Source organism: Acidipropionibacterium virtanenii (assembly GCF_003325455.1).
Taxonomy (GTDB): Bacteria; Actinomycetota; Actinomycetes; order Propionibacteriales; family Propionibacteriaceae; genus Acidipropionibacterium; species Acidipropionibacterium virtanenii.
Map to the genome: position 1 here is coordinate 3108533 of NZ_CP025198.1, position 13466 is coordinate 3121998.

Here is a 13466-nt window from a genome sequence, read left to right on the forward strand (position 1 = left end):
CGATGGCCTAGTCTCAGCCCCATGTCTGACGCCATCGACCTGCGATCAACCACCTTGGACAACGGGATGCGGGTCATCGTCAACTCCGACATGACCAGTCCCGCGGTCGGGGTCAACATCTGGTACCGGGTCGGTTCGGCCGACGAGACGGCCGGGCACTTCGGCTTCGCGCATCTCTTCGAGCACCTCATGTTCTCCGGCACCACCAGCGGGATCGCCTCGGGGGAGCATCTGGCGACGATGGAATCGGTCGGCGGCACGGCGAACGCCACCACCAGCTTCGACCGCACCAACTACTTCGAGTCGGTGCCGGCCGGGGCCCTGGAGCTGGCCCTGTGGATGGAGTCCGAGAGGCTGGCCCATCTTGCGGTGACGCCCGAGAACCTCGCCACCCAGCGGGAGGTGGTCAAGGAGGAGAAGCGCCAGCGCTACGACAATGTGCCCTACGGAGACCTTTTCGACGTCCTGCTGGGTTCGCAGTTCGGGGAGGGGCACCCCTATGGCCACTCGACCATCGGTTCGGTGCCGGATCTGGAGGCCGCCACCCTCGACGACGTCGTGGCCTTCCATGAGCACTGGTACCGGCCCGACAACGCCTGTCTGGTGCTGGCCGGGTGCGTCTCGGTCGATGAGGGGCTGCGGCTGGCCGACCGGTACCTCGGTGCCGTGCCGGCAGCCCCGGGCCCGGCGCCGGAGGCGGTGCCGTCGAGACGGGCATCCGTGCCGGGAGCCGGCGCCGGCCTCGACGACGTCCCTGCCCCGGAGCGGATCGATCTGGAGCGCGACGTGCCGCGCACCGCGGTGACCCTGTCCTGGCCGAGCCCACCGGTGGCCGATCCGCACGAGGTGGATCTGGAGGATGCCCTGACGGTGCTGGGGACCGGGATGGCCTCGCGTCTGGTGCGCCGCCTGGTGCGGGAGACCGAACTGGTCGACGGCGTCTCCGCGTCGAATCTGGGACTGTCCCGGGGGCGTTCGGCGAGCCTGCTGATGGCTCATCTTCGGCCCGGGGTGAGCGTGGAGAGACTGCGCGAGGTCATCGACTCAGGACTGGTGGCGCTGGCGACGTCGGGGCCGACGTCTGAGGAACTGGCGCGGGCCCATGTGCAGACCGAGCGGGACTGGTTGCTGGAGATGGCGACCGTCGACAGCCGCGCCGACATGATCAACCTCCACGAGTCGGTCCTGGGCGGAGCCGGGAAAATCAACGACTATCTGGACCGGGTCCGCGCCGTGACCACCGAGCAGGTCCGCGCCGCGGCCGCCACCTGGCTGGACCCCGGGAACGCGTCGGTCATCGTCCACCATCGAGCCGAGCAGGAGTCGGAATGAGCAGCGTCGGAATGAGCGGCACCGGGATCAACAGCACCGTGAATCCCCTCAATGCCCGCCCCGAGGTCTCGGCGGCCTCGCCGTGGGAGTTTCCGTCGGCGACCATCGAGGCGCTGGGCTCCGGCCTGGAGGTGGTGCGGGTGGAGATGCCCGGCCAGCAGGTGGTGACCGCCGAACTGGCCCTCGACGTCCCACTGGCCACGGAACCGCGGGCGACCGAGGGAGTGGCGAATCTGGTGCTGTCCACCAGCGACGAGGGGACGAGGGACCACCCGGGAGCGGCGATGGCCGAGGCGATGGAGCGCATCGGCGCCGGCTACGACGGATCCTGCGGGTTGACCACCACCCATGCCGGGATCGACGTGCCGCGCAGCAACGTCGAGGACGCCCTCGTGCTGCTGGCCGAGGTGGTGCGCCGTACTGAACTGGCCGATGACGACGTGATGCGCCAGGTGGCCCAGGCTCGGGCCGGGCTGGCGCAGGCGGCCCAGAGCGGGCCGGCCCTGGCCGGGCTGGCGGTCGCGCGCCAGGTGTGGCCGCTCGATCACAGGGCGTCCCGGCCGACCGGGGGCACCGAGAGCAGTCTCGATGCCGTGACACCCACCGCTGTACGAGCTTTTCACGAGGCGATGTGGCGGCCCGCCGGAGGGGTGCTGGTGCTGGCCGGTGAAGGGGTCTCCTCGGTGGGGGTGGAGGCCTTCGAAGACTGGACCGGGAGCCGCGAGGGTCTGGGGTCTGCTTCGGAGGTGCCTGCCGGCGGCACGGGGGCGGGTGGCCGCCGGGTGATGCTGGTGGACCGGCCGGACGCCGTGCAGGCCGATGTGCGGGTGCAGACGCGGGTGCCGGGACGCGACGATCCGCTCTGGCCGGGGCTGAAGGTGGCCTGCGGGGCACTGGGCGGCACCTTCGGATCGCGGCTCAACACCGTGCTTCGGGAGGAGAAGGGCTGGTCCTACGGGGTGTCGATGTTCGCCCAGGCGATGCGGGTGGGAGGCCTGGCGACGATGGGCGGGGCGTTCCGCACCGAGGTCGCCGCGCAGGCCCTGGTGGCCGGGCTGGAGCTGCTGGGCCCCGCGTCACAGCCGCTGTCGGGGGCCGAGGTGGTCTCGGCGCGCGACCATGCGGTGGGGCTGGCGCCGCTGCAGTACGACACCGCCTCGGCGGTGGCCCATCAGGTCTCGGTGCTCGAGATGTCCGGGCTGGGCGCGGCCTGGGTGGACGAGCACCTGGCTGCCATGGCGTCGGTGGATGCCCCGACCGCCAATGAGGCGTGGGAGACCCTGCTGCCGGCGTCGGCGTGGAGGATCGGGATGGCGGGCAATGCATCTCAACTGGCGCCGGAACTCGAGGCGGCCGGATTCGAGGTGGAGGTGGTGGAGCCCGGGGACCTGCTGGGCTGAGCTGTCCTGAGCGGGCCTCGTCGAGTTTCGCGGTGTCGCGTCGGGTCACGTACACTGTCGTCGTTCCGCTGATGTGTCCGACCAGGACGGATCGGCAGGGGGCATTGGCGCAGTTGGTAGCGCGGCTGCTTTGCAAGCAGTAGGTCAGGGGTTCGAATCCCCTATGCTCCACCATTGAAGACGTACTAGAACACCTGACATCGGTTGATGCCGGTGTGAGGGCGGTGAAGGGCTCGGCGAGTCGGATCGTCGCCTGCTCGTCCTCGCTGATCTCGATGCCATCAGTGAAGGCTTGGTTCGCCAGCCGCTTGCCGTGCTCGTCGGTCCGTGCGTAGAGGGTGGCGCAGTCGACCAGCAGGCGGAGTGCGGTGCTGAGTTGCTTACATGATCCTGGGCCGCCCCCTTCATTCGGTCCGGACGCTCTGTGAGTCGTCGGTTTCCATTTGATGGTTGCACTGCCGAGCGTACTCGACTGGGGGTAGGTAGCCGAGCGAGGAGTGCCGGCGGTGATGGTTGTACTCGTCCTTCCAGTCGCCGATCACGACCTGCGCGTGCAGCAGCGAGTAGAAGCTGTTGATGTTGAGGCACTCGTCACGGAGCCGGCTGTTGAACGACTCGACGTTCCCGTTCCGCCACGGCGAGCCCGGTGGGATGTAGGACAGGCCGGTGCGGGTGCCTGCCCAGTCGGCCATCGCTTCGCTGATGAACTCCGGCCCGTTGTCCGACCTGAGCACCGCCGGGGCGCCCCGGGCGGCGACGAGGTCCTCGAGGTGGGCGGTGAGTCGGTCGGCGGTAATCGAGCGCTCCACCAGCCCACCGATGCACTCCCGGGTGTGCTCGTCGACGATCGAGCAGATCTTGATCGGTCGGCCCTGCTCGTCGGCGTCGAACTGGAAGTCCACCGCCCACACCACGTTCGGCGCGTCCGCCGTCGGCGCGTCGACGGTCGAGGACCCGACGCGCTTGCGTCGACGCCGCTGCGGGACCCGGAGCCCTTCGTCACGCCACAGGCGTTGGATCTTCTTGTGGTTCACCACCCACCCCTCGGCGCGCGCATCGTGATACGCGCGTCGGTACCCGTAGCGGGGGTGCTTCTTCGCCCAGGCACGCAGCCAGTCCCGCAACGCCCGGTCCGGGTCTGCGGTCGTGTCGCCCTTGAGCGGCCGCCGGTACGCGGAGCGGGACAGCCCGACCAGACGGCACGCCATCCGTTCACTCACCTGCAGTGTCCTGATCAGGTGAGCGACGGCGGCGCGGCGCCTGCCCGGGCCTAGAAGTTTCCCTCAGCCAACTCCTTGAGCGCGGACTTCTCCAACTCCGCCTCGGCGAGCAGCCGCTTGAGCGTCGCGTTCTGCTTCTCGAGCTCCTTCAGGCGCTTCGCGTCGTCGGACTTCAACCCGCCGTACTGGTTACGCCACCGGTAGTACGTCTGCTCGGACACCCCGAGCTCCCGGCACACCGCCGCGACATCCGCGCCGTCGGCGAGCATCCTGTCGGCCTGCCCGAGCTTGCGGACGACCTGCTCCGGGGTGTGACGCTTCCTGCTGTTCGACATGATCTGACCAGTCTCCCTGCCCGAACCTTCGGGCAACAGGACGACTCTCAGAACCGCCGGACCTACGAAACGGGGTCAGCCCAATCCCTCGTGGTGGTCGTGCTCGCTGGCGAGCCGACGGTCTATGTCAGCGAGGCCGGCGCGGATGCGGTCTTGGTGACGCTTGAGGGTGTCGAGGTCGATCGCGTCGGCGAAGTGCGCGGCGAGCAGCTTGTCGCTCTCGTTCTGGAGCCGCTTGCGGTTCTCGGTCAGCTCGGCCAGTTCTTGGGAACGGGAGGCGAGGCGTTCGTCGAACGCGGCCTCAACCTGCGCCGCGAGCGCCGCGTACTCGACCTCGGTGATCGCGATGTCCCGGTAGCAGCGAGCGTTGCCTGTGTCTCGATGTGAGCGCTGGTTGCCCATGCAATCGGGGGAGGCGCGTCCTGGCACGAAAGTGGCGGCGACTGGTCCGCGCCGAGATCTCGCGGTTCTCCAGGTCCGGGCAGGCGCCGCCGTGGTGGGGTGGCGCCGGACCGCCGTCAGACGGCGGTGAGCGCCGTCACGTCGCCTTCTTGGCGAGTTCGTCAGCGGGAACAGGGACGACGCGGGTGTCTTCGGCCACGGTCTGCTCGTATCGGCCGTCTCAGCTCAGTCGTGGGCGAGGCGGAGTGCGAGGGTGAGGTTGTGGCGGGCCTGGGTGGAGTCGACTCGGGCGAGTGCGAAGGCCGCGATCACGAGCGCCACGATGTTCTCCGCGAGATCGTCTGTCTGCGTGGCTAACGATGCGGGTCGCTGGGCGTGTACGCCCCGCCTCATCGCCGAGGCGAGCTCTGCCCGATACTCGGCAACGAGCTGTGCCACTGCGGAGTCGTGAGCGATGGATTCCCTCGCGGTGTTCACCAGGAGACACCCGTTGGTGGCGGGCATGGAGTCGAGGTTGCCGAACGCGTCCCACAGCCCGGTTAGGTAGTCCGTGAGGGCATCGGGCGCGACGGGGTCGGCCTTGAATGGGCGCAGGCGGGGGCGGATGACCTCGTCGAGGTATGACTGGACGGCCTCGTCGAAGAGACCGCGCTTCGAGCCGAAGGTGTTGTACAGGCTGGAGCGGCGGATGCCGGTCGCTTCCTCGAGTTCGGGGATGGAGGCGCCGTCGTAGCCGTGTTCCCAGAACACTGTGCGGGCGGCGCGCACGACAGTGTCGCGGTCGAAGGCCTGCGTCCGGGCCATGTTGCACCTCGCTCGTTCCGTAACGTTCAGTCCAGTATATACTGGAAGAGTCATTACAGAACGGGCAGGAGTCCGGAGAGGGAACGCATCATGGTCATCGCAGGTCTCGTGCTCGCCGGGTTGGCGGCGCTGATCCACGTCTACATCTTCTACATGGAGTCCATCGCCTGGACGGGCGCGAAGGCGCGCGCCACGTTCGGGACCACGGTCGAAGAAGCGGAGGCGACGAAGAGTCTTGCGTTCAACCAGGGCTTCTACAACCTGTTCCTCGCGATCGCCGTCGTCGCGGGCATCGTCTTCCTCGCCACGGGTGCGACAGCGGTCGGCGCGGCCCTCGTGTTCACCGGTGCGGGGTCGATGGCTGCCGCTGCGCTCGTGCTGTTCGCCTCCAGCCCCGACAAGCGCGGCGCCGCGCTCAAGCAGGGTATCCTGCCGCTGCTCGGGGTGATCGCCTTGGCCATCGGCGTCGCCCTGTAGTCGTTTCGTTGCCATGCCGGGGGTATGCGCCCGGCGCCCGGAACTGTTCGTTGTTGCTTTGAGAAGTTTCATCAGTCATGTCCACGCCTGTCAGCACGCAGATCCAGCTCGCCGCCCGCCCGCAGGGTTGGCCCACCCACGACGATTTCCGCACCGTGAGGGTGCCGTTGGGGGCGCTCGAGGCCGGGCATGTGCGGGTGCGGAACGAGTTCGTGTCGGTCGACCCGTACATGCGGGGGCGGATGAACGACGTCCGCAGCTATGTCGCCCCGTACCAGCTCGGTGAGACGATCACCGGTGGTGCGATCGGCCGCGTCGTCGCCTCGGAGGCGCCGGAGTTGCCGGTGGGTGCGTTGGTGCTGCACCAGCACGGGTGGAGTGACCTCGTGCAGGATGCCGCCTCGACGTTCCGCGCCGTGCCAGATCTTCCCGGCGTGCCGTCCTCCTTGCGCCTGCACATTCTCGGGGTGACGGGGCTGACGGCGTACGTCGGGTTGACGGCGATCGCGAAGCTGCAGCCGGGTGAGACGGTGTTCGTCTCCGGCGCTGCGGGCGCGGTGGGAACCGCGGTCGGACAGCTCGCGAAGCTCCTCGGCGCCGACCGTGTCATCGGCTCTGCCGGCAGCGACGAGAAGCTCGCCCTGCTCACCGAGAACTACGGGTACGACGTGGCCTTCAACTACAAGAACGGTGACGTGCGCGGCCAGCTCGCCCAAGCCGCCCCCGCGGGCATCGACGTATTCTTCGACAACGTCGGCGGCGACCACCTCGAAGCGGCCCTCGACGTCTTCAACGACAGCGGACGGGCAGCACTGTGCGGGGCGATCGCGGGATACAACACCACCGAACGCGCCCCGGGTCCGGACAACCTCGCCAACGTCATCACCCGCGCCCTCACCCTGAAGGGCTTCACCCTGGCCGCCTACCTGCAGCTGGGCGCGGAGTTCCAGGAGAAGATCGCTCCCTGGTTCGCCGAGGGAAAGATCGCCTACGACGAGACCATCGTCGACGGCATCGACCACACCGTGGATGCGTTCCTGGACATGATGCGCGGCGCGAACACCGGCAAGATGCTCGTCCGCATCCCCACCGACACCCGCGGCGAGGAGGATGCGCACGCGTGAGGGACGACACCCTCGTAGTTCCCGTCGACGGCGGCCTCATCCGCGGGCAACGCTCCGGCACCGTGGAGACGTGGCGTAATAGCGTCCACTTGGCTGTCCGTCAGAGGTGTTCTAGCTCGTCTCCTAGCGTTCACTACGACTCCGGGTTCATCGTCGGCGGCACCTCGCGGCTCGTCGCCAAGACCGAGTTTCGCCTGTTCCCACGCGGTGCCGAGCCGCTCGAACCTCTGCCAGGTGTTCGGTTTGAGTCCACCCGCGTCCACTTTTGTGATCTGTCGGGACATCGTTTACAGATGTCTTGGCAGATTCGTTGTTTATGTTTCGCGTCATTGTTGACACGATCTCTCGCATCATGGTTGACGCTTTGTTCGTGTGGGGATGTCTCGGGTCATCGTTCCGCTGGTGTCTCACGTCATCGTTCCGGTTTGGTGGGTGGGTGTGGACTTCTTGGGTTGGTAGCTGTGGGTCGGGTCGATGGTGCGTTCGGCGATATGGACTGAGTGAAGCTTCCCGGACTTCTGAGGAAAGTCATAGTTTCGAGAATCGGGTAGGATCACATCATGTCAGAATCGAAGTACAGTCCGGAGTTCAAGAACCAGGTCGTTCTTGAAGTCGTGGACAAGCATCGCACCATCAAAGCCGTAGCAGAATCATACAATCTTGTCGCTCAGACTGTCGGCGTATGGGTCAAGGAGTATCGCAAGAAGAATCCGGACCCGGAAACCGAGAACCTTACCAGTGCCGAGTCGGCCGAACTCGAACGGTTGAGGAAGGATCTCCGTGAGGCCCGGATGGAGAACGAGTTCCTAAAAAAAGCGGCAGCCTTCTTCGCGAAGGAATCACAGTAGCTGTCCGCTACACGTACATCTTCTCGCAAGAAGGCAACTACCCCGTTCGGCTCATGTGCCGATGCCTCACCGTGTCTCCCTCGGGATATTATGACTGGCGAGCCAGGCCCATTTCTGCGACCGCACGTCGACGCCGTGACCTCGCTTTCAAGATTCGTTTCTATTTTGCTGACTCGGACGGTACCTACGGCTACCGGCGGATCGCCGCCGAGCTCGCCCGGGCCGGTGAGGCGGTGCACCCGGACACGGTCCGCTCCATCATGCGGGCCGAGGGGCTGGTGGCCGCACAGCCCCGCCTGAGGGTCCGCACCACGATCCCGGCCGACGACGCCGACGGGCGCCCAGACCTGGTGGAACGAGACTTCACCGCGGCGCAGCCGGGATACAAATGGGTCGGTGACATCACCTATATTCGCACCCTGGAAGGATTCTGCTATCTGGCGACGGTACTGGACTGCTGCACGAAGAGGGCCGTGGGTTACGCGATCGATGATCACATGAGGACCGGATTGATCTGCAGGGCCATCGACATGGCCGTCAGGAATTGTGAGTATGTGAGAGGGGCGACCATTTTCCATTCGGATCATGGGTCGCAGTACATGTCGAAGGAATTCACCGAGCTGCTCGAGTCCTATGATATCAGACTGTCCGTGGGGAGGACGGGACTGTGCTGGGATAATGCGTGGGCGGAGTCGTTCAATGCGACGTTGAAGAACGAGAGGGTGCACCGGGTAATCTATCGGACCAAGGATGAGGCGGTCCGGGATATTGTGCGGTGGATCGAGCTCAGGTATAATCAGAAACGTCTTCACTCGTCGTTGGGGTATCGGACCCCTAATGAGATTGAGGCGGAGTACAGGGAATCACGTCAGGTGGCCTGAAACCAAGTGTTTGGACGTGTCCGAGAAACGGCAAGCAGTCCAATAATTTCACCGGTTGTTTTGTTGATGACGATGGTGTTGTTGGCGTGGGTGAGGATGTGAATCGCCCTGGGTCTGGTGGAGGCTCTGATCCCACGGGAGGATGAGCATCATGGCAGCACCGAGGAAGTACCCCGACGAGCTCCGGGAGCAGGGCTCCGGAAAAGTCGGTCGTGTGTGCTGTGACTAGGGGTTGAGCCAGGTTCGGCGTGTCTGGTGGGCGGGCGAGGCCGCCATGGATTGGATGGAAGTACTCCTACAACCCGTCCAGCCATAAGGACCCCGCCCGCGATGCCATCCTCTCCCAGCGCAGTGTCTGCACGCACCCTTGACACGCCCCCACCCGATGCCCGGCTGGCCGATCACCTGGCCCGTATCCCCGACCCCCGCAAACCCCGCGGCAAGCGATACCCCTTGCCAGGACTGCTTCTGGTCGCGGTCTCAGCGGCGATGGCCGGCTGCCGGGGATTCACCGCCACCGGCGAATGGGCCGCCAGACTGACCGCCGCGGCGCTGGAGGAGTTCGGGCTGAGATCGGCCCCCGGCGAATCCACCCTGCGCAAACTCTTCGCGCGCATCGACGCCGCGATGCTGGACGCCGAGTTGTGCCTGTACGCCTGGACCCGCACCACCACCGTCGAGGGGCGCCGGGTCATCGCGGTCGACGGCAAGACACTGCGGGGCTCCCGCTCAACCACCCAGCGGGCCCGCCATCTGGTCGCCGGCCTCGACCACGCCTCCGGCACGGTCGTGGCCCAGGAGGAGGTCCAGGCCAAGTCCAACGAGATCCCCGCCCTGCCCGCCATGATCGCCGCCCTGGGCTCTCGGGCCGCCGGGGCGGTGATCACCGCCGACGCGCTGCACACCCAGACCGCCTCCGCGACCGCGATCCTGGCCGCCGGGGCGGACTACGTGTTCACCGTCAAGTCCAACCAGCCCACCCTGTTGAGGAGACTGGCCGGCCAGCCCTGGAAGCACGTTCCCGTCGGCCACGTGAGCGTGGAGAAGCTCCACGGTCGCCGCACACGGCGGAGCTTGAAGGTGATCCAGGCCCCCCGCGATCTGGGGTTCCCCGGCGCCTCCCAGATCGCCCAGCTGCGCCGGATCTCCACCAGGGGCGGCAAGAAGACCGTCGAGGTGGTCTACCTGATCACCTCCGCAAGGCTGCCGGCCGCCTCCCCGGCCCGGATCACGACCTGGATCCGGGGTCACTGGGGCGTGGAGAACCGGCTCCATTGGGTCCGCGACGTCACGTTCGACGAGGACCGCAGCCAGATCCGTACCGGCCAGGGCCCGCACGTGATGGCCAGCCTGCGCAACCTGGCCATCAGCATCCACCGGCTGACCGGGGCCACCAACATGGCCCAAGCCACCCGTCAGGCCGCCTGGGACCCACTCGCCACTTGCAACATGCTCCTCACACTCTGAACACAACAACACCACAGGGAGGAGACGCGACTTTTCCGGGGCCCTGGCTCCGGGAGAGGGCCACGAGGATGGCCCTGGAAGCTCGACTGGATCCAGCGACGAGGGCGGGAACGTTCCGTCGCGTGGGCGACCAGCTCGGGATCCATCCCGAGACATTGCGGAACTGGGTCCGGCAGGCCGAGATCGACGAGGGCCACCGGCCTGGGACGACAACCAGTGATGCCGAGCGGCTGGCAGAGCTGGAGAAGGAAGTGCGCGAGCTGCGCCGGGCGAACGCGATCCTGAAGTCGGCCTCGGCTTTTTTCGCGGCGGAGCTCGACCGCCCACAGCGTTGATCGTTCAGTTCATCGACCGGCACAAGCACGAGTTCGGCGTCGAGCCGATCTGCCGCACGCTCACCGCAGCGGGCACCCAGATCGGGCCGAGCACCTACTACGCGTTCAAGACCCGCCCGCCCTCGAAGCGGGCGATCCGGGATGAGGAGCTGCTGGTCCAGATGCGGCGCGTTCACGCGATGAACTTTGGGGTCTACGGCGCGAAGAAGCTCCACGCTCAGTTGCGACGGGAAGGGGTCTCGGTGGCGCGCTGCACCGTGGAACGGCTGATGAGGGCGGAAGGGCTTCGCGGGATCAGTCGAGAGAAGGGCCCGCGGACCACGGTCCCCGGTCGCGGACCGGATTCTCGTCCTGACCTGGTCGGGCGGGACTTCACGGCGACGGCTCCGAACCAGTTGTGGGTCGCGGACATCACCTACTGCCGGACGTTCGCTGGGTGGGTGTATGCAGCGTTCGTCATCGACGTGTTCTCTCGCCGCGTGGTGGGGTGGCAGCTGTCGAAGTCGCTGCGGACCGACCTCGCGCTCGACGCGCTGGAGATGGGGATCTGGACCCGCGAGCACGCAGGCCAGGCCGTTACTGGACTCAAGCATCACAGCGACAGAGGCGTTCAATATGTCGCCGTCCGCTACACCCAGCGGCTCGCCGAGGCCGGCGCCGTCGCCTCGGTCGGCTCGACCGGCGACTCCTACGACAACGCCCTGGCCGAGGCCTTCAACTCGCTCTACAAGGCCGAGCTGGTACGCAACCACGGGCCCTGGACGGGCATCGACGAGCTCGAGATCGCGACCGCGGAGTACATCGACTGGTTCAACCACCGACGACTCCACGGCGAGATCGGCATGATCCCGCCCGTTGAGCTCGAGGACATCTACCATCACCACCAGACCGTGCCGGCGACCGCCGACGCGGCACTTGCGAGCCTCTAACAAACCCGGGGCGATTCACCTGACGTTCGAGCGTGTCGTAGCACCCGTCGAACTGGCCAACCTCATCTCAATCGTGCTCGCATAGGCCATCACCACTCAGGGAGCTGTCGCGGTTCAGCAGGCGCTGGCCACCCGGAGGCGTCGTCCACCGCCCTCGCGAATCGGAACGCGACCCGTGGCGAGCAGTTCCGTGGCTTAGCCACCGGTCAGGAGTGAGGCTCCGATCGATGTAGGCGCGTCAGGCACTTCTGTGGCGGCGCGACTCGGGGTCAGTTGGGTTGAGTTATGAATCCTGCGAGACCGGCAATCACCCGATCCAGCCCGAACTCCCAAGCCTGCGCGGCGCCGTAGGGCGCGTTCATCGCCTCGCCAGCGACACCCCCGACCCTTTGAGCGAGCGGGAAATTGTCCCCCAGATAGTTCGCCAGGCGGTGAGCGGACTGCTCCCAAATTGCGCCGAAGTCCTGGACCATTGGCGTCGTCCTGACGATCCTGCCCGCCGAGGTTCGCACGAAGTCAAGCAAGAACGTCAATGCAGCGTCTCGGTGGAGGTCGCTGAAAGTCGTGCCGTCGAAGATACGTAGCTCGTGGTCATACTTGGCGATAGTGCCGGGGCCGAGCACTGTGCGCGGGTCGTCAATATCGAGCAGCCATGCATGAGCGGAGAGCAGGGCGAGGTTATCCTCGGCGACACGGCGCGCACGTGTGTGCCAAGCCGAGCACCCGAAGGATGTCTTGGGCATCTCCGCATACGTATGGTCAGCCATCAATACGAGGAGGTCATCGCGGCTGTTGACGTGGGTATACACCGACATCGCCGTCATCTCGAGGGCCTGCCCGAGCCGTCGGACGGTCACCGCATCGAGGCCGCCCGCATCTGCGACGTCGATGGCCTTGCTGACGATGTCGCCGGTCGAGTAGCGGGCTTTCGGGCCACGACGGCCCCTGCCTGGCGCGCCCGGGCTATCTCGCCACAGCAGGTCAATCAGCGATCTCGGCACTTCGGAACCCTCTCTCCGACTCTGTTACACTGTACGTCGTACATAGTTTAGCGTTTGGAGGCTCGCGTGAACATCACTCAAACCGCAATCTCACTTAACGTTGCCGACATCGACGCATCGGCGTCGTTCGCCAAGACGCACTTCGGCTACGAGGAAGCAATGGCGTCAGACGGGTTTGTCTCGCTCCAGCACGCCACGGCTGGCCCGAACCTCATCTTCCTGACGACCGGTCTGCCTACCTTCAAGCCGAGCGAGATCGCCGGACCGGCTGGCCAGGGCTTGCTGCTCGTTTTCGTGGTGGACGATTTCGACGAGCAGTTCAAGCGGATCGAGAAGGCTGGAGCCCACGTTGTGACACCGCCGACCACCGAGCCGTGGGGCGAACGCTATTGCCAGTTCGCGGACCCAAACGGGCTCATCTGGCAACTCGTGCAGTGGGTCAACTGACTCATTAGCTGCGACTCTCGACTAGGCGCTCAGCGGAAGGCATGAAGTTGGAGTGACCAACAGCCGGGGCTCACTCGGTCAACACGTGTCCATGCACGTCCCTTAGGGCCACGCCGGAGGTGAGGAGATAGTTTCGAACAGTTCCTCCATTGAACCCGAGCTTTGCGCCGATTCGCTCCGACGACTCACCGGTCTGGTAGCGTCGTGCCATTTCCGTGACCTCGTCGGGAGCCGGAGAAGCGCTCCGGATTCGTACGCCTCGTTGGCGGGGCAAGTTTCGAAAACAGTCCCCTTAGGTCCACCAGAAGTCACAACTTCGAACACACAGCCGTGCAGCTGCCGGACGCGGCTGACCCCGTCGGGGGCGGCGACTCGGTTCGCGTCATATGACGATCCGTAGATTTCAGAGATGACGGATTGCCGATCTTGTGTCGTGGAAGTCGGCACTCAATGAGCGCATGCAG

Annotated in this window: 13 protein-coding genes, 1 tRNA gene and 1 other annotated feature; of the genes, 10 read left to right on the forward strand and 4 right to left on the reverse strand. The window is 66.1% G+C overall.

The features are described from left to right. The first annotated feature begins 21 nt into the window (after positions 1–21). The 3 genes from JS278_RS14360 (at position 22) to JS278_RS14370 (ending at position 2906) form a co-directional block, all read left to right on the forward strand. Positions 22–1332, forward strand: a complete 1311-nt coding sequence (locus JS278_RS14360; protein ID WP_114045792.1) for a M16 family metallopeptidase — start codon at positions 22–24, stop codon at positions 1330–1332. A gap of 146 nt (positions 1333–1478) precedes the next feature. Then, positions 1479–2732 carry a M16 family metallopeptidase gene (locus JS278_RS14365; RefSeq protein WP_181833916.1) on the forward strand — a complete coding sequence of 418 codons (1254 nt, stop codon included), beginning with the start codon at positions 1479–1481 and terminating at the stop codon, positions 2730–2732. A 98-nt stretch (positions 2733–2830) separates the two neighbouring features. Further along, positions 2831–2906, forward strand: a tRNA-Ala gene (locus JS278_RS14370). A gap of 230 nt (positions 2907–3136) precedes the next feature. On the opposite strand, the gene JS278_RS14375 is transcribed toward JS278_RS14370, so the two are convergent. From JS278_RS14375 to JS278_RS14385, 3 genes are all read right to left on the reverse strand, one after another. After that, positions 3137–4287, reverse strand: a protein-coding gene (locus JS278_RS14375; RefSeq protein WP_114045793.1) for an IS3 family transposase whose coding sequence is annotated in 2 segments (ribosomal slippage) — positions 3137–4017 and positions 4017–4287 — 1152 coding nt in all. Because the reading frame shifts where the segments join, the coding sequence is not laid out codon by codon here. Between the two features lie 75 nt (positions 4288–4362). After that, a complete protein-coding gene (locus tag JS278_RS14380; RefSeq protein ID WP_062818757.1) occupies positions 4363–4689 on the reverse strand; it encodes a hypothetical protein in 327 nt (108 codons plus the stop codon). A gap of 225 nt (positions 4690–4914) precedes the next feature. Continuing rightward, positions 4915–5493 carry a TetR/AcrR family transcriptional regulator gene (locus tag JS278_RS14385; protein WP_062818758.1) on the reverse strand — a complete coding sequence of 193 codons (579 nt, stop codon included), beginning with the start codon at positions 5491–5493 and terminating at the stop codon, positions 4915–4917. A gap of 90 nt (positions 5494–5583) precedes the next feature. Here JS278_RS14385 and JS278_RS14390 point away from each other — a divergent pair, with 90 nt between their 5' ends. From JS278_RS14390 to JS278_RS14415, 6 genes are all read left to right on the forward strand, one after another. Then, the gene (locus tag JS278_RS14390) at positions 5584–5970 is read left to right on the forward strand and encodes a DUF1304 domain-containing protein (RefSeq protein WP_114045794.1); all 387 of its coding nucleotides are present in this window, start codon (positions 5584–5586) and stop codon (positions 5968–5970) included. Between the two features lie 77 nt (positions 5971–6047). Continuing rightward, positions 6048–7094 carry an NADP-dependent oxidoreductase gene (locus JS278_RS14395; RefSeq protein ID WP_114045795.1) on the forward strand — a complete coding sequence of 349 codons (1047 nt, stop codon included), beginning with the start codon at positions 6048–6050 and terminating at the stop codon, positions 7092–7094. A gap of 560 nt (positions 7095–7654) precedes the next feature. Continuing rightward, positions 7655–7942, forward strand: a complete 288-nt coding sequence (locus tag JS278_RS14400; protein WP_114045796.1) for a transposase — start codon at positions 7655–7657, stop codon at positions 7940–7942. A 17-nt stretch (positions 7943–7959) separates the two neighbouring features. Further along, entirely contained in the window at positions 7960–8823 is an 864-nt protein-coding gene (locus JS278_RS14405) for an IS3 family transposase (protein ID WP_245935328.1), read from the forward strand. Between the two features lie 330 nt (positions 8824–9153). After that, the gene (locus JS278_RS16475) at positions 9154–10290 is read left to right on the forward strand and encodes an ISAs1 family transposase (RefSeq protein WP_245935063.1); all 1137 of its coding nucleotides are present in this window, start codon (positions 9154–9156) and stop codon (positions 10288–10290) included. A 68-nt stretch (positions 10291–10358) separates the two neighbouring features. Then, positions 10359–11554 (forward strand): IS3 family transposase gene (locus tag JS278_RS14415; protein WP_425451447.1). Its coding sequence is split into 2 segments (ribosomal slippage): positions 10359–10593 and positions 10593–11554, totalling 1197 coding nucleotides; the frame shifts between segments, so codons are not numbered across the junction. Continuing rightward, positions 10586–10714 (forward strand) — a sequence feature (AL1L pseudoknot). It overlaps the preceding gene by 129 nt. Before the next feature lie 269 nt (positions 11555–11823). On the opposite strand, the gene JS278_RS14420 is transcribed toward JS278_RS14415, so the two are convergent. After that, the gene (locus JS278_RS14420) at positions 11824–12555 is read right to left on the reverse strand and encodes a TetR/AcrR family transcriptional regulator (RefSeq protein ID WP_114045798.1); all 732 of its coding nucleotides are present in this window, start codon (positions 12553–12555) and stop codon (positions 11824–11826) included. 66 nt (positions 12556–12621) lie between these two features. On the opposite strand from JS278_RS14420, the gene JS278_RS14425 reads away from it, so the two are divergent. Then, the gene (locus JS278_RS14425; RefSeq protein ID WP_114045799.1) at positions 12622–13002 is read left to right on the forward strand and encodes a VOC family protein; all 381 of its coding nucleotides are present in this window, start codon (positions 12622–12624) and stop codon (positions 13000–13002) included. Positions 13003–13466 lie beyond the last annotated feature (464 nt).

What these genes read in the sequence shown, in the direction of transcription:
- JS278_RS14360 (WP_114045792.1), top strand. Translation starts at nt 22, where the DNA reads ATGTCTGACGCCATCGACCTGCGATCAACCACCTTGGACAACGGGATG.
- JS278_RS14365 (WP_181833916.1), top strand. Translation starts at nt 1,479, where the DNA reads ATGCCCGGCCAGCAGGTGGTGACCGCCGAACTGGCCCTCGACGTCCCA.
- JS278_RS14380 (WP_062818757.1), bottom strand. Translation starts at nt 4,689, where the DNA reads ATGGGCAACCAGCGCTCACATCGAGACACAGGCAACGCTCGCTGCTAC.
- JS278_RS14385 (WP_062818758.1), bottom strand. Translation starts at nt 5,493, where the DNA reads ATGGCCCGGACGCAGGCCTTCGACCGCGACACTGTCGTGCGCGCCGCC.
- JS278_RS14390 (WP_114045794.1), top strand. Translation starts at nt 5,584, where the DNA reads ATGGTCATCGCAGGTCTCGTGCTCGCCGGGTTGGCGGCGCTGATCCAC.
- JS278_RS14395 (WP_114045795.1), top strand. Translation starts at nt 6,048, where the DNA reads ATGTCCACGCCTGTCAGCACGCAGATCCAGCTCGCCGCCCGCCCGCAG.
- JS278_RS14400 (WP_114045796.1), top strand. Translation starts at nt 7,655, where the DNA reads ATGTCAGAATCGAAGTACAGTCCGGAGTTCAAGAACCAGGTCGTTCTT.
- JS278_RS16475 (WP_245935063.1), top strand. Translation starts at nt 9,154, where the DNA reads ATGCCATCCTCTCCCAGCGCAGTGTCTGCACGCACCCTTGACACGCCC.